The sequence below is a fragment of the Brevibacillus parabrevis genome, from assembly GCF_003710905.1.
In the GTDB taxonomy this organism is placed as follows: Bacteria; Bacillota; Bacilli; order Brevibacillales; family Brevibacillaceae; genus Brevibacillus; species Brevibacillus parabrevis.
The window spans coordinates 100729-121575 of the sequence record NZ_RHHV01000023.1; the positions used below are offsets into that span (position 1 = coordinate 100729).

Annotated in this window: 18 protein-coding genes; 6 read left to right on the plus strand and 12 right to left on the minus strand. The window is 52.2% G+C overall.

What is annotated here, in order from left to right; all coding sequences use genetic code 11:
- Positions 1 to 4: 4 nt before the first annotated feature.
- Entirely contained in the window at positions 5 to 1213 is a 1209-nt protein-coding gene (locus tag EDM60_RS26520) for a GTP-binding protein (RefSeq protein WP_122966638.1), read from the minus strand.
- 202 nt (positions 1214 to 1415) lie between these two features.
- Here EDM60_RS26520 and EDM60_RS26525 point away from each other — a divergent pair, with 202 nt between their 5' ends.
- Positions 1416 to 2177, plus strand: a complete 762-nt coding sequence (locus tag EDM60_RS26525) for a DUF3800 domain-containing protein (RefSeq protein WP_122966639.1) — start codon at positions 1416 to 1418, stop codon at positions 2175 to 2177.
- 294 nt (positions 2178 to 2471) lie between these two features.
- On the opposite strand, the gene EDM60_RS26530 is transcribed toward EDM60_RS26525, so the two are convergent.
- On the minus strand, positions 2472 to 3422 hold the full coding sequence (locus tag EDM60_RS26530) for a hypothetical protein (protein ID WP_122966640.1): 951 nt from the start codon (positions 3420 to 3422) through the stop codon (positions 2472 to 2474).
- Between the two features lie 225 nt (positions 3423 to 3647).
- Here EDM60_RS26530 and EDM60_RS26535 point away from each other — a divergent pair, with 225 nt between their 5' ends.
- The 3 genes from EDM60_RS26535 (at position 3648) to EDM60_RS26545 (ending at position 7221) form a co-directional block, all read left to right on the plus strand.
- Positions 3648 to 5009, plus strand: coding sequence for a VCBS repeat-containing protein (locus EDM60_RS26535; RefSeq protein ID WP_122966641.1), 1362 nt, complete (start codon positions 3648 to 3650; stop codon positions 5007 to 5009).
- 78 nt (positions 5010 to 5087) lie between these two features.
- A complete protein-coding gene (locus EDM60_RS26540) occupies positions 5088 to 5798 on the plus strand; it encodes a response regulator transcription factor (RefSeq protein WP_122966642.1) in 711 nt (236 codons plus the stop codon).
- Complete coding sequence (locus EDM60_RS26545; protein ID WP_122966643.1) at positions 5785 to 7221, plus strand: ATP-binding protein; 1437 nt, start codon at positions 5785 to 5787, stop codon at positions 7219 to 7221. Before EDM60_RS26540 ends, EDM60_RS26545 begins: the two co-directional genes overlap by 14 nt.
- Positions 7222 to 7570: 349 nt before the next feature.
- On the opposite strand, the gene EDM60_RS26550 is transcribed toward EDM60_RS26545, so the two are convergent.
- Together EDM60_RS26550 and EDM60_RS26555 are read right to left on the minus strand one after the other, a co-directional pair.
- On the minus strand, positions 7571 to 8986 hold the full coding sequence (locus EDM60_RS26550) for an amidase (RefSeq protein WP_122966644.1): 1416 nt from the start codon (positions 8984 to 8986) through the stop codon (positions 7571 to 7573).
- Positions 8979 to 9167, minus strand: coding sequence for a hypothetical protein (locus tag EDM60_RS26555; RefSeq protein WP_122966645.1), 189 nt, complete (start codon positions 9165 to 9167; stop codon positions 8979 to 8981). Before EDM60_RS26555 ends, EDM60_RS26550 begins: the two co-directional genes overlap by 8 nt.
- Before the next feature lie 209 nt (positions 9168 to 9376).
- On the opposite strand from EDM60_RS26555, the gene EDM60_RS26565 reads away from it, so the two are divergent.
- On the plus strand, positions 9377 to 11695 hold the full coding sequence (locus tag EDM60_RS26565; protein WP_122966647.1) for a transporter substrate-binding protein: 2319 nt from the start codon (positions 9377 to 9379) through the stop codon (positions 11693 to 11695).
- 7 nt (positions 11696 to 11702) lie between these two features.
- Here the strand turns inward: EDM60_RS26565 and EDM60_RS26570 are convergent, their stop codons facing one another.
- Positions 11703 to 12335, minus strand: a complete 633-nt coding sequence (locus EDM60_RS26570) for a nitroreductase family protein (RefSeq protein ID WP_122966648.1) — start codon at positions 12333 to 12335, stop codon at positions 11703 to 11705.
- A 134-nt stretch (positions 12336 to 12469) separates the two neighbouring features.
- Between EDM60_RS26570 and EDM60_RS26575 the strand changes: the two genes are divergently transcribed.
- Entirely contained in the window at positions 12470 to 13225 is a 756-nt protein-coding gene (locus tag EDM60_RS26575; protein WP_122966649.1) for an SDR family NAD(P)-dependent oxidoreductase, read from the plus strand.
- A gap of 230 nt (positions 13226 to 13455) precedes the next feature.
- On the opposite strand, the gene EDM60_RS26580 is transcribed toward EDM60_RS26575, so the two are convergent.
- From EDM60_RS26580 to EDM60_RS26610, 7 genes are all read right to left on the minus strand, one after another.
- The gene (locus EDM60_RS26580) at positions 13456 to 15129 is read right to left on the minus strand and encodes a b(o/a)3-type cytochrome-c oxidase subunit 1 (protein ID WP_122966650.1); all 1674 of its coding nucleotides are present in this window, start codon (positions 15127 to 15129) and stop codon (positions 13456 to 13458) included.
- 16 nt (positions 15130 to 15145) lie between these two features.
- Entirely contained in the window at positions 15146 to 15613 is a 468-nt protein-coding gene (locus tag EDM60_RS26585) for a cytochrome c oxidase subunit II (protein ID WP_063229376.1), read from the minus strand.
- Between the two features lie 24 nt (positions 15614 to 15637).
- Positions 15638 to 15805, minus strand: coding sequence for a cytochrome c oxidase subunit 2A (locus tag EDM60_RS26590; RefSeq protein ID WP_122966651.1), 168 nt, complete (start codon positions 15803 to 15805; stop codon positions 15638 to 15640).
- Positions 15806 to 16023: 218 nt separating this feature from the next.
- Positions 16024 to 17724 carry a YcdB/YcdC domain-containing protein gene (locus tag EDM60_RS26595; protein WP_122966652.1) on the minus strand — a complete coding sequence of 567 codons (1701 nt, stop codon included), beginning with the start codon at positions 17722 to 17724 and terminating at the stop codon, positions 16024 to 16026.
- A gap of 159 nt (positions 17725 to 17883) precedes the next feature.
- Complete coding sequence (locus EDM60_RS26600) at positions 17884 to 18540, minus strand: response regulator (protein ID WP_063229374.1); 657 nt, start codon at positions 18538 to 18540, stop codon at positions 17884 to 17886.
- Positions 18515 to 19606, minus strand: coding sequence for a PAS domain-containing sensor histidine kinase (locus EDM60_RS26605; protein WP_122966653.1), 1092 nt, complete (start codon positions 19604 to 19606; stop codon positions 18515 to 18517). The genes EDM60_RS26600 and EDM60_RS26605 overlap by 26 nt, the downstream gene beginning before the upstream one ends.
- Before the next feature lie 227 nt (positions 19607 to 19833).
- Entirely contained in the window at positions 19834 to 20817 is a 984-nt protein-coding gene (locus EDM60_RS26610; RefSeq protein WP_122966654.1) for a copper amine oxidase N-terminal domain-containing protein, read from the minus strand.
- Positions 20818 to 20847: the final 30 nt, after the last annotated feature.

The following is a 20847-nucleotide window of genomic DNA, read 5'->3' on the forward strand; positions in this document are numbered from 1 at the left end:
CCTTTTACATCGACATCTCTACGACGGTGCTGGCTGTAGGCAACGGATCAGGGAGCATGCCCCAGTCCGACTCGTATTCCTCGTCCGTCAAGAGACAGGCATCGAGTTGCTCTGTCACCGCTGTCTGATCCAGCCCAATGCCGATGAACACCACCTCTGTCATCCTGTCGCCGTGATTCGGGTCCCAATTGTGCTGCCAATCCGTCTCTTCTGCAAGCACCGCCTGCTGTTCCTCTGGCGGCAGCGCTGCCGTCCAGTACCCGGCTGTTCCCACTTCAATGGACGGCCCTGCCTGACTGAGCGTCATCGCCAGATCATTTCGCGTTGCCAGCCAGAAAAAACCTTTGGCTCGCACGACCTCTTCCGGCCATTGCGCAAGCCATTCGCCAAATCGTTCCGGGTGAAAAGGTCGGCGCACGCGGTAGACAAACGAAGAAATCCCGTACTCGTCAGTCTCCGGGGTATGCTCCTCTTTTTGCAGCTCCGCAATCCAGCCCGCCGATTGGCTGGCAGCTTCGAAATCAAACAAGCCTGTATTCAAAATCTCGTGTGGATCGACCTGACCGCGTACGGAGCGAATCAAGCGCGCCTTTGGCTGCAATTTTCTCAGCACAGCTTCCAACTGCTCCAAATCCTCGGGAGCTACGCGATCGCACTTGTTCAAGATCAGCACGTCGCAAAACTCAATCTGATCCACCAGCAAATCGACCACTTCTCGCGTATCGTCCTCGCCCACAGCCTGATCCCTGTCCAACAAGCTTTCCCCCGAGGAAAAGTCATGCCAGAAACGGTAGGCATCCACCACTGTCACCATCGTGTCCAACCGGGTCAACAGCGACAAATTAATCCCGTTCTCCTCATCAACATATGTGAACGTTTGCGCGACCGGAACAGGCTCGCCGATCCCTGTCGATTCGATCAGTATGTAGTCATACCGTCCTTCGAGCGCCAACCGCTCCACTTCTGTCAGCAAATCTTCCCGCAAAGTGCAGCAAATGCAGCCGTTCGACATCTCCACGACCTTTTCATCTACGCGGGAAATGCCTCCCCCTTGCACTACCAAAGCTCCATCCATATTCACTTCGCTAAGGTCGTTGACAATGACGGCGACGCGCAATCCGTCCCGGTTGTTCAAAACGTGATTGAGCAATGTCGTCTTCCCTGCTCCCAAGTAGCCGCTCAACACTGTTACCGGGATTCTTGTATCGTTCATCAGTTGCTCTCCTTTGTCTGTTTGTTTAATAAAACGTAATCATTACGATTCATGAATCATACTAAACCAACCGAAGTCGTCATGTCAACACAAAACGAAATAATTACGATTTAACGAACTCCCCACGGCCCAAAACACGTCCTCTTTCTGTTCCTTTATTTGGTATAATCGAACTATGTCGCAGTCGAAAGTAGGAGCAAATGTGACTTTATACGGGTTTTACACGGATGAGTCAGGAAACAACGGCTTCAACGATATGAAAAACCAGCCGGTACTCTGCTATGCAGGCGTACTTGTTCCGATCCATCACCAAATCCACTTGCACCGTGAAGTGCAGAAAATAAAAGACAACCTGGAAAAAGACATAAAAGCAGCCATCCACGGGATACCCGCCGAGCAATTTCCGCACATCGATTTCTTCAAAAAGTTCGAGATACACGGAAAAGCATTTATTGATGGCGAAAATTTTTACTATAATTTGTCAGATGCACAACGCTTCCGGGTCGTTGATGAATTGCTGTCTCTGGTGAAAGCTGCCGAGGTAAAAGTGGTGGCGGCCCTTGTCAACAAGCCGCTTTATCAGGCCAAGGCAAAAGAAACGAATCATAACCGGATGCACCTTCATGCGTATACGGAACTCGTGAAGTGCCTCTCAAACGAGATGAGTCATTCCGATTCTTACGCCTTCATCATCTGTGACGACGGCAAGCCTAGCGAACTCAACCATTTTCGTGACGCCTTGCGAAATCCGGCAAATCGCCGGGTGTACCCGGACCTTCAAATCAAATTGTCGCATGATACAAACGCAAACCTGATCCAGCTTGCCGACATGATCAACTTCATCACTTCCGTTTATTTTCGGGCGATCTACGGCTTTCCTCCGCGCAAACGGCACCAGGAGACCCTCTTCGCTCTTTACACCAGGCACCTGAAATCCAAGATCATCACATGGGAGTATAAATAAAAAGAGGAGAACGCACCCAACGTGCGAACTCCTCTTTTCGGTCGTACACAACGTGCGACCTGTTCCTACCCTATCCACAATCCGGCGCTTTTATGCCCAAAACAAATTAAGACACTCTGTTCATAGATCAAAAACTGAGCTACGCACAGAATGCCTTAATTTCATGTGGATTTAGTCGTACACAACGTGCGAGCAAATCCCTCGATTTCTATTGTATGCCTGGTTCCTTTTTTTGTCAAGGCTCATGAACAAGCAAGGAGAAGAGGATTTGCTCTTCTCCTTGCGCCAGTCGCTTTAGCGCAGTCTTTTCATCGCAACAGCTTCTCCATGCACGCCCATTACCGGCTGGTATACAGTGCGATTGTTCAACTGATCCTGCTCCACAACCGGACGAGGACGGTTCTCTTTCCAGGTGATCTGACTGTACACATTGCCTGCAGCCGTAGGCATGGTAACCAAAATGTCCTTCACCTGATCCTGATTGCCATCCGCGATCGCCAATTTTGGCAGCAATCCTTGATCGCGTTTGCCCACGGGGATGATCGTCTGTTGATGATCTTTTCCTTCCCGCACGACCAGCCGCAAATTTTTCGCTGTCTGGTTCATGGAGAAGCCCATTTTGTCTCCGATCAAAAGAATCTGGTCTTTTACCCCATCGCCCGTTACATCGGCATACTTCGTATCCAGTACATATGTACTGTCGCCCCGCATGCTAAAACCGCTATTAATCGAAACTTCCTGCGATGGCATGTTGTCTTCGTCCGCTTTTTCCACCGTCAGTGACAGCAGTTGCGGCTTGTTGTCAACGACATTCCACACGCTGGTCGCCACTGCAACGTAATCCTCGTTGTTGAATCCCCACATAATCTGTTTGCCTATCCAGCGCAGGTTGCCTTTGGCGTCGCGGAAAGGCACGAGTTCAACCAGCTTTTGCGTAAACCCGTCCATCGTCCTCAACAGCTTTCCGTCCGCTTGATAAATCCCTTTGTCCATATACTTCGTCTTGTTCGCGGACAAATCAATTGTCGTGACCGCTTTTGTGCGCAAGTTGGTCACCTTCGCCTGAAATCCAGCGGTAAACTGAACGGAAAACGGGATATCTTGCCCAGGCTGGAGCAGGACTACCGGAGCATATGCCTGCGTCTGGAAAGTGCTCGCATGAACCGGATCGGCTCCCACTCCTGATGCGATGAGAATCGCGCCGCTACATGCGATCGCTGCCATTGCCTTTTGCCATCGTTTCATAATTGTTCTCCTCCTCTGTAAATGGGCATGCTATTTCTTGCCAGATTGTTACACCCGTGTATTTCCTTCCCTCTATACATCTCTAACGAGGGGGACAGGGTAAATGTTGCTAGTAAATAATTCCTAAGTTTTCTTGCTCGTTTTTACCGATTTGCAACAACTTTACAGAAGCGGCAAGCTACAATAGAGTCAAATGTGAAGCAGCTACAGAAAGGAACAATCACAATGAAAAAGGCTTGGCTCTTGTCTGCGGCATTCTGCGCTGCCTTGTTGAGCGGTTGCGGCCTGACAGATACTCCAAATGAATTGATGCGCGCCCCTTCGGCTGACGGCGACCAGAAATCGATCAATCAGGCCGTCATGCAATTTTTGCCTGCCGGTTCTCAGCTGGCGGTCCCGCTGCACCCTGCGGAAGCAAGCGCTGTCTCCCTGCAAGACTTGAACGGAGACGGGGCTCCCGAGGTTGTCGCGTTTTACAAGTCAGATAAAACCGACTACGAGATCGGCGTGCTGGTGCTGACCCAAAAGCAGGGAAACTGGCAAAAGCTGACTTCTTTTACCGGGATCGGCAATGAGCTGGACTACGTTTCGTTCAACGACCTGACTGGCGACCATATCCCGGAGATGCTGATAGGATTGGGCGGCGGTGACGGCTTGAACAAAGAACTGTCCGTCTTTTCGATCGCCGATGACAAGACCCAGGAACTGATGAAGCAGTCGTATTCGGTAATGGCGGTTGGCGACCTGAACGGAGATCAACAGCCCGAGCTTGCCCTGGTCATGCACGATCACACCAACTTCACCTCCAAAGCAGAGCTGTTCGGCGCAAAAGACGGGAAAATTACCAAACTGACTGAGATCGCGCTCGACGGCTACGTAAACGGATACGAACAGGCGATTATCGGCAAAGCATCGCCTACGCGCAATGCGCTGTTTATCGAATCGGGTGTCGGCGCACATTCCTCTGCCACCGACCTGCTGCTCTGGGAAAATGGCGAGCTGCGCAATCCGCTGGCTAAAGTAGAGGGAGAAATGGATTTGACCTTCAAGGCTTATTCTTTGTACAGTGAGGATATTAACGGGGATGGAATTATTGAGGTCGGCACGATGATTCAGCCGCTTGGGACGGAAGATATGGCGATGGCCGAAATTCCTTGGATCTCCTCCTACTTTCAATGGGATGGAAAAACGGGGCTGAAACACGTGGAGGATCACTACCAGAACTTTGCCCAGGGCATCGATCTGAAAATTCCCGATAAATGGCGGGACAAATACTCACTCGCGACCCTCCCCAGCTCCAATTCGTTCACGATGCGCTTTTTCTACTACGGAGAAAACGGGAAAAATAAAGCCGAGCTTTTGACTCTCCAAAGCGTTCCGCAAACCGAGTGGAGCAAATTCGAGAACGGACTCAAGCAGAAGCAAGTTCCTTACGTCCTGCTGAAAGAAGAGGGCAAGCAAGTTTTGATCGCGATTCTGCCGCAAGCAGCACCTAACCTCGGCAAGTCTGCCATGCAGGAGTACCGTGCCATGCAGCTCACTGCCGACGAAATACGCCAGCTCTACAAGCCTTTATCCATTCCGTGATAAAGGCCAGCGCTGTTTACCCGTCCATCGTCTATGGATAGCTGAAAAAGTCGAAATCAGATCAAGGGGATTTGCCTTATGAAGGTTTTATTGCTGGAAGATGAAAAATCGATCCGCGATTTTGTGCGCATCAATCTGAAACGCGAAGGCTGGGAAGTCATCGAGGCAGCCACCGGAGAAGAAGCACTGGAGATCGCAGACGCCAATACCGATATCGAGATTGCCATTCTCGACGTCATGCTGCCTGGCATCGACGGCTTTGAAGTATGCGGGCATCTGCGCAAAAAATATCCGCGGCTGGGCATCATCATGCTCACCGCCAAAAGTCAGGAGCTGGACAAAGTAATGGGGCTGGAGTTCGGCGCCGACGACTATGTGTCCAAGCCGTTCAGTCCCGCAGAGCTGTTGGCTCGCGTCAAGGCGCTGCACCGCAGGCTCGCTCCTGTTCCCGCAGCTGTTGAAGACAAAAACGTCATTGATATTGCCCCGTTCACCTTGCTGCTCGATGAGCGGAAGCTGACGAAAAAGGACCAGGAAATTGTCCTGACCCCGAAAGAGTTCGCGATTATCAAGCTGTTGGCCGAGAACGCGAACAAAGCAATCAGCCGCGATGAGATTTTGACCAACGTCTGGGGCCAATTTTTCGTCGGCGACTTGAAGATCGTCGACGTGAACATGCGGAGAATCCGGCAAAAAATCGAGGATGATCCTGCTCACCCGACTTTCCTGGAAACAGTTTGGGGATACGGGTACCTGTGGCGAAAGGATGCTCCTCATGAAAGGAATTAAAAGCAGGCTTGTCCTCTACTTCGGCATGATCCTGCTTTTGATTGTGTTGTTGCTGGAAGGCCTGTTTTATTGGGCTGTCCACACTTACTACTTCGGGACAGCGACCGAAGCATTGGAAACACGCAGCACGACGTTCACCAATTTTATCAACAAATACGCTACCGGCTACCGCCTGAAGGATAAAGCTCGTTATATTTTGGAGAACATATCCAGTCAGGAGTATGCCAAAATCGAGGTTCTCGACCTGAATGGCAAAGTCATCCTCAACTCTTACGGGTTCCAGACAGGAGAGCTGATCCAGACTTCCGACGTCACAGATGCCATTCGCGGGCAAAAAGGACTGTTTGTCGGCAGAAGCCCGCAATCCCGCGAGCGGGTAATTGCCATCTCCAATCCGCTCACGTTTGCTTCTGAATACGTCGGGGTGCTGCGCTACACGATCTCCGCCGAGCCTTTATATCAGGCGGTTAATCGCATTGCCCTCTACGGACTGAGTGTTGGGGCGGGCGTAGTTTTGCTGGCTTTTGCTCTCAGCCTGCTCATGGCAAAACGAATCGTCGACCCGATCGAAGAGCTGACCAACGCCGCGAAGCAAATGGCCGAGGGCAATTTCACCGCTCGCGCCCCCAAACGCTACGATGACGAGGTAGGAACGCTGGCCGATACATTCAACTACATGGCAGCGGAGATCGGCAAAAACGAGAAGCTGAAAAACGACTTCATCTCCTCCGTCTCCCACGAGCTGCGCACGCCGCTCACTTCGATAAAAGGCTGGGGGGAAACGCTCATTTCTGGCGGCTTGGAGGAGCCGGAGGAAACGATGCTCGGCCTTGAAGTCATCTCCAAGGAAACGGATCGGCTCATCGGCCTGGTAGAAGAACTGCTCGACTTTTCCAAGTTTCAGTCCGGCGAGATGAAGCTTTCCCGCGAACGGATGGACTTGCGCGAGATTTTGGACGATATGCATGTGCAATTCGCCATCCGCTCCCAGGAGAAGCAAATCGATTTTCAACTCGACCTGCCCGCTTCTCCGCTGATCGTCATGGGCGATCCAAACAGGTTGAAGCAAGTGTTTGTCAATCTGCTGGACAACGCCTTCAAATTCACGCCAAAAGGCGGCACGATATGCGTAGCGGCAACGGCCTCGGAAGACAGGCTGACGGTCACCGTAACGGATAGCGGAGAGGGCATCCATCCGAACGATTTGCCGCATGTCACGGAAAAGTTTTTCAAAGGCACCTCCAAGCTGTCTGGAAGCGGCCTGGGGCTTGCGATCTGCAAGGAGATCATTCAACTCCACACAGGTCGATTCCTGGTCAGCAGCGAGCAAGGGCGCGGCACTTCCATCATGGTTGATTTGCCTCTGGCCCCTCCCCTTGCCGGACTTGCCGGAAGCGCGTCGACGGTGGAACGAACGGAGTGAAAACGGCAATCGCTTACTTCCTCGACGTACACACCCGGCACAGAGGTTTTGCCTCGCCGATCGGTTTTGATTCTACCTGCAATTGTACTCTCGCTTCCCAAAAGCTGTCCGAACAGCGCAGCCTGCTTGAATGCGAAGGTTGCGCAGCAAAAAGCTGTCCGATATCGCCAGGTACATGCATCGCTAATAAAACACGTGTCTATACCATACAAAAAGGCAGCGCTGTCCCATGACTTTTTCCTGTCCGGGACAGCCGCTGCCTTTTTCCTTGCTTGCCTTGGCACATGCACATGCGCTGCCTGTTCCGCTCGTTCCCTGTGCCATTTTCCTTGGTGTTTACAGTTACACGCTACACCCGCACCAGCTCCGGTTTTTTGCCTTGCAACGGATTCGTCTGCTCCACCGCGTAGCCCACATTCAGCACCAGCCCTTCTTGCAGAGCTGGACCAATGATTTGCAAGCCTACCGGCATTCCGTTCTTCAGCCCACAAGGAACCGTCAAAGCGGGCAGTCCGGTGAGATTGCTCGGCCCGGTAAAGCGAATGATCTGATTGATCAAGTCGACCTGTTCACCATTCAAGTCAGCGAACGCCTCTCCGATATTAGGCGCAATAATCGGCAAAGTCGGGGCAATGATCACATTCACCTTTTCAAAAGCCTTGCGGAAGTCGCGCTTGATTTGGCGGCGAAGCTGCTGCGCCTGCAAGTATTCGACCGCAGACGGAAGCTCTCCCAGCTCAAACAACAGGCGGATATCGCTGCCAAAGTCGTCCGGCCGCTTCAGCAAATTGCGATGATGGATGGTAGCGGCCTCTGACAAAATCGTAATCATCTCTGCGTACTCCGCGTAGGCAAGTGCCGGAATCTCGACCGCCTCCACTCTGGCGCCTTGATCTGCGAGTGCCTGGATCGCCTTCCTCACCAGCCGCTCCACTTCCGTATCCACCTGCTTGAAGAAATAGTCCTCGTTCACCCCGATCACCAGCTTGCTCACATCGCCAGTCAGCTCAGCCGTGTATGTAGCAACAGGCGCATTTACAGATGTCGGATCGTTTGGATCGTAGCCTGCAATGATTTCCAGCAAGCCTGCCGCATCCTTCACCGTTTTCGTCATCGGGCCGATATGGTCAAGCGACCAGGAGAGCGGAAAGCAGCCGTATTTGCTTACCCTGCCGTGCGTCGGCTTCAACCCGACAATCCCGCAAGCAGAAGACGGAATGCGAATGGAGCCAGCCGTATCCGTGCCAAGCGAAGCGACGCACATATCCGCTGCCACTGCTGCTCCCGAGCCGCCGCTTGAACCGCCTGGGATTTTATCCGGGTTCCACGGGTTCCGGCACGCGCCGTAATGCGGATTGTTGTTCGTAATCCCCCACGCGTATTCATGCATGTTCAGCTTTCCGGTAAAGACAGCCCCGGCTTCCCGCAGCTTGGCAATAATCGTCGCATCGTAATCTGGAACAAAATGCTGATGAATTTTCGATGCCATCGTCGTCACTTCATTTTGAAAGTACAAGTTGTCCTTGATCCCCATTGGAATCCCGTGATACATCCCGCGATACCCGCCGGAAGCAATCTCCGCATCTGCTTTTGCGGCCGCTTTCTCAGCCGCTTCTCTCGTAATGGACAAATACGCATTGATCGTCGGATTCAACGCTTCGGCGTGATCCAAAACAGCCCTCGTCAGTTCCAGCGAGGAGACATCCCGCTTTTCCAGCAGGCCAGCCAGCTCTTCTGCCGACTTGCCGATCAACTCTTTACTCAAGATGGTCACCCCCCGGGATATTTCGCAATGCGATATCGTGATCATCCAGCAAAGCCGCTTCTGTCTCTTGCTTCAAACTGACGATCCCCTGCCATCTCATCTCCAGTTCATCGAGATGCTCCTTGGGCACTCTCACGCCTTTTGTTTCCAGACTATCGAGAATGAACAATTTCAAAGCCATTCCCCTCCTTCCTTTTGCGCTTTTCCTATCGCAACTCTTATGCCAATCAAAAACAGAGGCAGGACAAGCATTTGCCGCGAAGAATCTGTTTCATTAACAGACTTCCACGCGTAATTTTCTGATTTTTCTATACAAAACTCGCGGCAAACACGCTCTTTCTCATTTTGAGACTGGTTTTCGCAAATCAAGACATGAAACGAGGGGATATTGTGCGCATCCAAATCGGCTTGCTTTTTTCCTTGACGGGAACTACCTCGCTCACCGAAAAAGGGCAATGCGATGCTGCCAGGTTCGCCATCGAGGAATACAATCGCGCTTCCTGCCAAGTCGAAGCTGTCATAGCGGATATTGGCTCCGATCCGCGAAAAGGGGCACAAGCAGCGGAAAAGCTGGCCCGGCAAGGAGTTCGCATCTTCGTAGGCTGCTACACGTCGACCTGCCGCCAAGCCATCCTCCCTGTGCTGGAAGCATACCATTGCCTGCTTGTTTATCCGACGTTATACGAGGGGAAGGAGTGCCACCCAAACGTCATCTACACCGGGGAGCTGCCGAACCAGCAAATTCATACGCTGCTGGACTATATGACCAGCCATTACGGCAAGCGCGTCTACTGCATCGGCACTGATTACTACTATCCGCGCGAAACGCATCGGCAGGTGCATTCCTTTTTGACGCAACGCAATGGCATGGTTGTAAAAGAGCATTACGTGCCGTTCGGACACCAGCATTTTCACGATGTCTTGTCCGATATCGCCGAAGAACAGCCGGATGCCGTCTTTTCCACGCTGGTCGGGAAAAGCATCGCGCCCTTTTACCGGGATTTTCACCGCATGGCGGCTCCGCGAAAAAAGATTCCCATTTTCAGTCCGATCACAAAAGAGACGGAACTGGCTGCAATCGGCACGCCATACCGCGCGGGTCATTACAGCTCCGCCAGCTATTTTCAGTCGCTGCCTGGCGAGGACAACAAAGCGTTCATCGCTACTTTCCAGCGGTTTCTCGGGGAAAAGCGCCCGATTTCCTCTGTCATGTACAACACGTACCTGGGAACCAAGCTCATCCTGGAAAGCTTGCTGGACACAAAAAGCATTAGCCACCGGGACATTGTGAAGCAGATCAAGGGCCGCACATTCCCGACCGTATGCGGCCCGATGGCGCTGGACACCTCTGATCGCCATCTGTCCAGACCCGTCAAAATCGGCAAATCGCTCCCCAACGGACAATTCGAGATCGTGTGGGATTCCAAGCGCAGCATCTCGCCTGCTCCCTTCCTGACAGATACGAAGCTTCCTGGCGCTTTGCCTGAAACGGTCTTGAACGGTTGGAGCCGGATCAGCGACGAAGCGCTTATCGTGGCCACCATGGACGGCTTGATCGTCTACATGAGCGAGCAGGCATCTGCTTTGACGCAGCTCTCCCCTGGTCAAACGGTGGCAAAAAACAACTGGGCTGACCTCTCTTCCCGCTATGAGGTGACATGCTCCGAGCAAGCGCCTTATCTTTTTTACTTGTTGAAAGCGAAAGCAAGAGCGACACCCACCGTTCAGCTTGCCAGTCCTGCCGCTTCCTTTGGCCGCGTGCGAACATCCCATCCCGGCTACCAAGCGGAGCTGAATGTCGCTCGTCTGGCGGCGGAATCGCAAGCCAATGTGCTTATTTTGGGCGAAACGGGAACAGGCAAGGAAGTTTTGGCCGAAGCGATTCACCGGGAAAGCGAGCGCCGCCACGGTCCTTTTCTTGCGATAAACGCTGCCTCGCTGCCGCGGGATTTGATCGCCAGCGAGCTGTTCGGGTTTGTCGACGGGGCATTTACAGGAGCAAAAAAGGGCGGGGCGATCGGCAAATTTGAGGCGGCCAACAACGGAACGATTTTTCTCGACGAAATTGGCGACATGCCGCTTGACTTGCAGGCTGTCCTGCTTCGCGTCATCGAATCGAGAAAGATCGTCCGCCTTGGCGATACAAAGGAACGAGCCATAAACGTCCGCATCATCGCCGCCACCAACCGCAATCTGCTGCAAGCCGTGGCGAATGGCGATACGTTCCGGGCCGATTTGTTTTACCGTTTGAACGTGCTGTCCATCACCATTCCGCCGCTGCGCGAGCGCAGCGAAGATATCCGGCAGCTCGCCCAGCAATTCCTGCACGACTTGTGTGCCCTTTACGGCAACGGGCCACATCTCATCGAAAAGGCAGCCTGGAATGCCCTCTTAGACTACCAGTGGCCGGGAAATGTACGCGAGCTGCGCAATGTCGTGGAACGGGCTTTTTTGTTAGCCAAAAGAGCAGGCGAACCGATTCGCCCGGAACACTTGCCCAGCCAGATTCGCGAAGATGTTCCCCTCCCGTCCGCTTCTCCTTTTTCCTTGAAAAAGCTGGAGCAAAAAGTGATCGAAGAAGCCCTGCAAAAATCGCCCAACGTGGAAGCGGCCGCGCAAATGCTCGGTATCGCCCGCAGCACCTTGTATCGAAAAATAAAAGAAGGCACAAAAAAACTGCCGGAAAATCCGGCAGCCAAGGAACCCTAAGTAAACATTAGAAGCTGTTCGTGATCACGAGTTCATCCAGTCCGAAGCGGGTAGTTGGGTACGCCTGCACACTCGCTGTTCCGATGGTGAGCATCAAGGTCGGCAAATAACGCGATGGGATGTTCAGCTCTTTGATCAGCGCATCGCGGTTGTATCCGCCCATTGGGCATGTGTCATAGCCTTTTGCTTTTGCTGCCAGCATGAGCTGCATAGCGGCATAGGAAGAGTTGCGGATGGCCTCGTCACGGGCGATCTCAGGGTTGTTTTTGTAAGCCCCTTCGATTTGTCCGATCAAGGTGTCGCGTACTTCCTGGGTGACGTAGCCTTTTTCCAGCGCGGCGTCATAAATCGTATAGGCGGACTTGTTTGCTTCCAAATCGCCCAAGATGATGATGGTCGCGTAAGCATCCACAACCTGCTGCTGACCGTAAGCGATTGGCAGCAGCTTTTCCTTGATCGCCGGGTCGGTTACGACGAGAAAACGCCAATGTTGCAAATTCCAGGAAGACGGAGCGCTGGCTGCGAGACGCAAAATCTCATTCAGCTCTCCTTGGGGAATCGTTGCATTCGGATCGTATTTGCGTACGCTGTGGCGTGCTTCCATCACCTGTTCAGCGGTCATTTTCAATTCTGTGTTCATACTCATTCTCCTCTCAGTATTGAAATACCCTTGTTGAAGTATATAACTTACTTTAATATAGTTACAAACATTATTCAATCATTTTTTCTTACACTTTACCGCTTTTCATCCCCTATTGTTTGGAGGCGCTTCGTTTGAAATACACGGATAACATTGTCATCGTCACTGGCGGCGGTCAAGGCATCGGTTTGGCTGTCGCCTCCATGTACGCAGCTCACGGCGCTCACGTCGTCATCGCGGAGCAAAATCCCGCAGCAGGCGAAGCCACTGTCGAAAAAATAAACGCTGCCCGAGATACTCCCGGAACGGCTTTATTTGTCCAAACAGACGTAAGCTCGCCCGAGCAGATCGAGCAACTGATGCAAACAGTCGACTCCCGCTGGGGGCGTCTCGATGTGCTGATCAACAACGCTGGCCTGTCCGTCTGGGAATCGCCTTACGACTTGGCTGTCGACGCATGGGATCGCATCTTGAACACCAACCTGCGCAGCGTCTTTCTCGCTTCGCGGGAAGCAGCCAAAATCATGCGTCGCAACGGCGGCGGCGCCATCGTCAACCTCGCTTCTACAAGAGCGCATATGTCCGAGCCGCACTCCGAAGCATACGCCGCTTCCAAAGGGGGCATTCTCGCACTCACCCACGCTTTGGGCGTGTCGCTTGGACCTGACGGAATACGCGTGAACGCCATATCACCGGGCTGGATCGAAAATGGCGATTACTCCGCCCTGCGCCCGCAGGATCATGCGCAGCACCCGGCGGGACGGGTCGGCACTCCCGACGATATCGCCCGTGCCTGCCTCTTCTTGACGAGCAAGGACAACGACTTCATTACTGGCACAGAGCTTGTCATCGATGGAGGCATGACGCGCAAAATGATTTACGAGCCATAAAGCTAAACCAATGCCCCTCCTCCTGAATACTTTGTGGGTAACAAGAGATAAAGGAGGAGTTCGATGTCTTTTGAAGAGGAAGACCTCAGGCTGCTTGCCCTCTGGCTGTTGGCGATCGGTTATTTGATTCTCGCCTTCACTGAGTTCGCCGCCCTTGGATATTGGTAAATAAGCAAAAAAGAGCCGCCCCCCTGCACGGGAAGCGGCTCTTTGTCTTTGCCTTTGTATCACTACCAGGTTCGGAACGGAGGCGAGCCTGGCGCCTGATGCTGGATTTGCTCCATAATCGGGTAACCGTAGGCCAGAATGATCAGGAATGCAACCAGTCCGACCCATACAGGCCAACGCTCCAAAATGCGGGGAACTTCTTGCTTCGTTTCGGTTTCGGCAATCGGATATTCCGTATTGCCTTTTGGCGCGTAGAACGTCAAGTACAGCAAAATGAGGATCAGCAGAACCGCCGACACAAACAGCAGTCCTCCACCAAAAGCCATGACGCGTTGGTAGTCCATCCAGCCGAGAGCGGTCGGATGATCCATGTACGTCGTATAGTCTGTGCGGCGCGGCGCTCCTTGCAGCCCCATCGTATGCATCGCAAGCGACATCAGGAACATCCCGACAGCCCAGAATACCGTCTGCACCATACCCATCCGGTTGGCTATTTTGGTCAGTTTGCGTCCGGTCAAGGCAGGGATCAGCCAGAAGCTGACTCCGAAGAACGTGAGGGCAACTGCCGCCCCGACCGTGATGTGAAAGTGACCGGTTACCCAAATCGTATTGTGAATAACCGCGTTGATCTGGTTACTTGCGTTAATGATTCCGCCCGCTCCCCCAGGAATGAAGAACAGCATTCCGACAAATGGAGCGAAGAAGCGAACGTCAGTCCAAGGCAATTTTTTGAGCCAGCCGAACAGGCCGCTTCCGCCTTTTTTGCGTCCCGTCGTCTCGAAGACAGCGAACATCGAGAAGGCGGTCATCAGCGAAGGAATAACGACAATCAAGGTCAATACAACGTGAATCATTTTCCAGCCTGCGGAAATTCCCGGCTCCATCAACTGGTGGTGGAAGCCGACCGGAATCGAGAACAGCAACAGACAGATGAACGCAAGACGGCTTAACGAATCACTGAACACATGTCCGCCGATAATTCGCGGGATGCATACATACCAAGCCATGTAAGCAGGCATCAGCCAGAAGTACACAAGCGGGTGGCCGAAAAACCAGAACAGCGTACGGCTGAGCATGATATTGATCGTCGGCACGAGTCCGAGTGACCACGGAATGAGTTGGAACAGTACCTCGACAGCTACCGGGAGAGTAGCGATAATCCACATGACGTATGTGGTAACTCCCATGAACACGAACAGCGGAGACATTTTACCCGGATTTTCTTTTTTCCATTTGCGATAGCTGGCAAAAACCCCGAAGCCAGCCAGCCAGCTGCCCACGACGAGCAGGGCCGAACCGATGTAAAAGTATGGAGAAGCTTTTAACGGTGCGTAAAACGTGTACAAGACCGAAGCTTCGTTCATCACGATCGTGACGACCGCCATCAGCGTTCCCGTCACCATGAGAATCCAGCCTGCCCAACCAAATTTCAGCGCTGCTCCGTGCAAGGAGCCGCCTGTCGTTCGGGCAACACCTGAGAAAATAAAGCCGACGATAAAGAACGTGGTAAAAATGAGTGCCATCAATACGCCATGAGCCGTTAAAATTTGATAGTAGTTCGTCCAGCTTGGCAGCTCAATAATACCGCCGCGAACCATCCCTTGGAGCATACCTGCCAATGCTGCCAGCCCAAAAGCCGCATACGCCACCCAGACATAAGCCAGACTCAGTGTGGCTGCAGAACGCTGTATCGGAGTGTGAGGAATTGCTTCATCCAATTTTCTTGCGATGACCATTAAGGTTCACCTACCTTTATTTCACAATAATTGTGGTTGCCATCACCTGATGGCCTGCGCCACAGTATTCGTTGCAAAGGATCAGGTATTCACCTGGCTTGTCAAACGTATGGGTAGCCGAGCTGATGTGCCCTGGCAAAACCATGAAGTTGATGTTTGTTTCCGGAATCTGGAATCCGTGAACAACGTCCGGACTTGTTACATGAAAATTGATGGTGGAACCCGCCGGAACCTCCATCTTTGTCGGTGAGAAACCAAAGGCAAACGCCGTCATGTAAGCGTCGTACTCCTTGTCTCCCACTTGCTTCAAGCCTGGTTTATCAAAGGGAGGAGTCTCCATCACTTTTTCCGGATCGATCATTTCCATATTGCTTGGCGGAGCCATCCCCATCGCAAACGCGTTGACACACAACAACACGATAAACAGCGCCAATCCGCCTGCACCAAGCATCAGCCATATTTTTTCATAACGGTGCAAATGCATACGTATCCTCCTTCTCTTCCTCTATTACGCCCGTTCCAGGAAAAGCCCGAATACACCTAGCCAGCCAACGAGAATGATGCCTCCCACAATTAGCACAGCAGCAAACGTTCCTTTGAGCTCTTCTTTCTCTGGTTGTGTCTTTTTTTCTTTTGACTTTTTGTTTTGCTCCAATTTGTCGATTTGCGTCTCCATCGCACTTTTCTCCTTTCTGTGTGCCGCGCAGGCGCATCACATCTATCACGCCTTCATTCTACCCTTGGGACCAGTTGGAAGTAATTCGGGGAAATCCCCTAAAATGGTCCGGGAAAATCCCCATTCTGACTCATTCACGACACAATTCCGACATAATATCCGCCACATTTTCGACAAAAAAGCCGAATGCTGCAAGAGCAATCGGCTTTGGGGCACGTTTAGCGATATTTGACTGTAATGATTTTTCCCGTAGTGGCGTCAATAAAGCGGTAGCTGTTCTTCTCTTTTGTCTGGTAGATCAACTGCGGTTCAGGCGCCCGCTGTCCTTCGTATTGGTCCCAGTAATAGTTCAGTTCCAGCTCTACTTCCTGCTGATACGCTTCTTTGGCTTCTTGCTCGCTCACGATCTTGCCCGCGTCTGGCAAAACGATGCCCGGCTGGATCGGATGAAGGTTCAGCCCTGCGATCGCCCCCGTCTCCTTGTTTATCTCCACTCCATAAAATTCGTCTGACACAGGAATCCCGTCGCGTTTGCCCTGGAAGTGGAACGAATACTCCTGAGGTTCATCCTGTTTGTGCAGCTTGCTCTTGTCTACCCAATCGGGGATTTCCGCTTCATCCGTTCGCACGAAAAGCGTCAGCTCGGCAAGCGATGGATCAACATACGGTTCCAATGCTGCAATCGCCTTTTTCTTTGCTTCCTCAATGCTGATTGTCTTCCCCTGTTTCCGCCCGTCCGGCAAATGCAGATTGAAACCGATCAGGCGGTCACTCACAGCGTCAGTCGTAAGCGAAATGCTGTCAAAGGACGAGGCACTCTTGCCGGAAAAGTTCAACCAATGATACGATTCGATTTGCTGAAGTCCATCCGTCAAGTTTTCCTTATGATCATCGTATTCAAAGTCAGCACCTGCGACATCAATGCCAAACTGCTCCTTCAGCCATTGCTCGCCCTCTGCTTTGGATGCGATTTTGACAGACTTCCCTTCGCCTTTCACTCGCACGCTTTGTTGCTCCGGTATTTTGTCCTCTCCCACTACCTTGCCTGTCACGGCGTCAATTCCGAATGGCTCGTTAGCCTGATAAATCAGCATCGGCTTTTTCTCGGACGGTCTTCCCGGCCCGGCATACGCTGTCGGTTGTTCAGCAACGTACTCCAGCTGCATTTTCAACTGCTCCTGATACAGCTGCTTCGCTTTTTCCGGCGAGATCGCTTTTTCTGGGGCGGGCCACTTGGTCTCGTCAGGCTGAATTTGGCGGTAAGCGTCGTAGCGAACAATATGTCCGGCATGGTCAACAGATACAACGAGAGAGTAGTCGTTCAGCGGAATCTCATTGATCAGGGTTTGGTAATAGACGCTCGACCTCGCCCACTCGATCATTTTGCCTGTTTCTCCGCTCCCCCTTCCGGCCTTCCCTCTGCCCATTGCCTGCGACTGTTTCAGAGAACTGGTTTCTTTTCCGAGCCATTTGTGCAGAAATTCGTCCGCTTTTTCGCGTGCCAGCTTTTCGTCCGGATAATTGGCTGACGCCCAGTCCGGATTGCGAATATCCAGGAAAAGCAGTCGCCCTGTCTGCGCATCCAGTTCAATCGAGGCAGTCGCATATTCGGTGCGATTTTTTTCTGCCCCTGTCTCTGGCCTGTTTGTCAGCATCACGTTCCAGACCGGATTCGGGTAGTCGCGGAAGTTGTTTTCTTTCAAAAACTTCTCTTCCAGGCGAAGTGTCTTTAATTCCGGCATCTGCTCGAACAGCTTGTCCAACGAGCTTTGCACTTCTTTTGAAATTTCACTCTTTTTCGCCTGTTGTTCTTTTGCTATATTGGCTGCTTCTGCCCGCGAAGTTTCCGTCCACATTGGCGTTGCAGCCAGCAAGCATGCCGCCACAATCGTCATGACCGACTGATTGATTCTTTTCATCTCGCGCCTCCAAAGTAACTGGATTATTTTTACACATAAGTAATGACGAGACGAACGGGCACATGGTTACATAATATTCCATTCCTGTCCAAAATCTTCGGAATAAAAAAACACGCCCTCAAACAGCTGCAAGGACGTGATGAAAGCATTCGGTCTGGTTTACTCAAAGTCGAGCCAGCCTTTTTTGATCGCATACCGCACCAGATCAGGCCGCGTGCGCAAGTGCAGCTTTTCCATGATATGCGCCTTGTGCGACTCGACCGTCTTCACGGAAACGGTGAGCTGCTCCGCGATTTCTTTGTTGCTGAAACCTTTGGCGATCAGCACGAGCACTTCTTTTTCGCGCTCGGTCAAAATCTCGTACTTCGCCTGTTCCTCGCCGTTTTTGACCATCTGCAAAAATTCCTCAATCAGCGATTTCGTGGCCGATGGATACAAATAAGCCATACCGCTGTTGACGGAACGAATGGCAGCGATCAGATCGAGGTCAGGGGCGCTTTTCAAAATATATCCGGCAGCTCCAGCCTGCAGGACACGAAACAAATACTCCTCGTCGTCGTGCATCGTCAAAACGAGTACCTGTATGTCCGGTGCTGCTTCCTTCAATCTCGCTGTTGCCGTCAAGCCGTTCTCCCCTGGCGGCATGCTCAAATCCATCAACACCACGTTCGGGCGGATTTCCAGCGCTTTTTCGCAAGCTTCCTTGCCGTCAGCTGCATAGCCGACAACATCCATGTCCTCCTGGGCATTGATCAGCATTCCCAGCCCGGACCGTACAATCGCGTGATCGTCAGCGATCAGCACGCGAATGGTCATCCAAAATCCCCTCCTTTGGCAACGGAACGCGGACAATGACTGTCGTTCCTTCTTGCGGTGCCGAACGAATATCGACGGTACCGCCAAGCAGTTGCGCCCGTTCCTTCATCCCGAACACGCCAAGTCCTTTGCCGACACTCAACGTCTTCTCCACTTCAAAACCGATGCCGTCGTCCACGATGGTCACGACGACTTCTTTTTCCCGATTTTCGAACATGATCGCCAGCTGGCTTGCCTGCGCGTACTTGGCGGTGTTGGTCATGGCTTCTTGAACGATCCGGTACAACGCGGTTTCCATCGCGGCCGAATACCTCCGCTTCTCGCCTTGTACGTGCAATTCGACTTGTATGTGAAAAGTCTTTTCCACTCGTTTCATCAAAGAGCGCAACGCGGGCAAAAGTCCGAGATCATCGAGAGCAGATGGACGCAGCTCCAAAGCCATGCGCTTGACTTCCTCCATCGCCTTGGATGTCATGTTCACCAGCTCTGTAACGTGCTGCATGACCTGTTCTCCGGGATTTCCCTGCCTGACCACGTTCAGTCCGACCAAAATGCTGTAAAGCGCCTGCCCTACGCCGTCGTGCAGCTCGCGAGCAATGCGCTTCCGCTCTTCTTCCTGCGCCTGAATCGCAAAATGAGTCAGCTTGTGCTGATAACGCTCTTTTTCCACACGCTGCTGAGCTGACATGTCACGCAAGATCATCACCAGCTTGCCACTTGAGTCGTCGGGCAGTCGGGCTGAGCTGGCTGCCACAGGATGTTCGTGTCCGTCTTTTGTACGGAGCCGCATTTCAAAGGACGGCATTTGCACCCGCTTGAAAAAGCAATCGGTGCAACTCGTCTCCTCCGTACAGGTTGCCATGCCCAAGCAAAGCTCGCAAATGTGCTTTTCCCGGACCAATTCTTCTTCTGTCCAGCCTGACATTTGTGCCAGCGCTGCGTTGGCCTTGACAATCCGTCCCTCATGGTCGATCACCAGGATGGCGTCACTGACGTTGGCAAAGATGGACTGCATCAGGGAAAAAGCTTCATTGGATGTTCCCAGATCTTCTTTCCACGTACTCATGCGCTCCTCCTTTGAGACAATCATCTACATGCTATTGTAGAGTTTACATGACCAGTTGTGTATCAGGGAATTCCCTTAACCTGCCCCGTTCCGCGCAAAGTCGGCATTGACAAAATATGACACTGGAATAGACCTTGAGACCCTTGACCGATTCACCTGCATGCCGTAGGTCGTCAGCGACATGCGTCAAAAAAACCGGGACAGCAGCTGCCATCCCGGATTCTCTCTTACTCTACTACGATTTTTTCGGCTACACCGATTGGCGGCAAGCTGCGCGTCAGTTTAGGACCGTAGAACGCGATTACGTTCATGTCTGCCTTCAATTCTTCCGGCTTGAGCGCCTTGTTGTCCTTGGCACTTACGATTACGGTTTTGTCGTTGATGATCAGCGCCACTTTTTCCGGAGATGTAGTGGTCAAGCCGTGTCCTTCTACCACCATTTTGTACGTGCCTTGCTGGTCAGGCGCAATGCTCGCTACTTTGCCTGCTGTTCCCATTACTTCCGCAGATTCCAAGCTTTTCTTCACCACGATGGTCAGCGCACCTGTTTGCGGCGGCATGCTCATCGCCATGTATTTGTGGTGAGTCGCTTCCACTTCCATGCCCAGCTTCAAGTCTTCCGGCTTCAATACTTTGCCCGCAGCGTCGGTGATTTTGGTCTCTTCGCTGATGTGCAGGATGATGCCTGTCTCATATCCGTCCAGCGCAATAGAGATATTTCCTTTTTCCGATTTGTTGATGGTAGAAATCGTACCTGTACGCACTGGCGCTTTTTCTGCTTCTTCGTCCACAACGGTCACCGCACTGTCTGTCACATTAACTTCGGCTTGCAAGATTTCATCTACAAACGCGACTGGCACATACGTGCTGCCGTTCAGCACGCGCGGCTCCGCTCCGAGCGTTTTGTACATTTTCGCGTATGGGTAGCGATCTTCGCCCGCTTTTGCGTAGCTAGAGATGGCGCCTTTTTGCACTTCTGCCGCTTTCAGATTGTCGTTCCAGCTTACTTTGAAGCCGAGGGATTCAGCCACCGGGCGAAGCGGAACCAATACCGTTTGTTGACCTTTATCAAAAATCGCTGCTTGCGTAATCGCGCTTCCGTTTACATTCACCGACAGCTCTTTAACTGGTTCGGAGGTAGCCGATACGATATTCGTGCCCAATACGGCGAGTGCCGCCAGAGTCATCATTCCTGTACGAATTGTTTTCATGTTGTATTCCTCCAATGTTTGTTTTTTCTC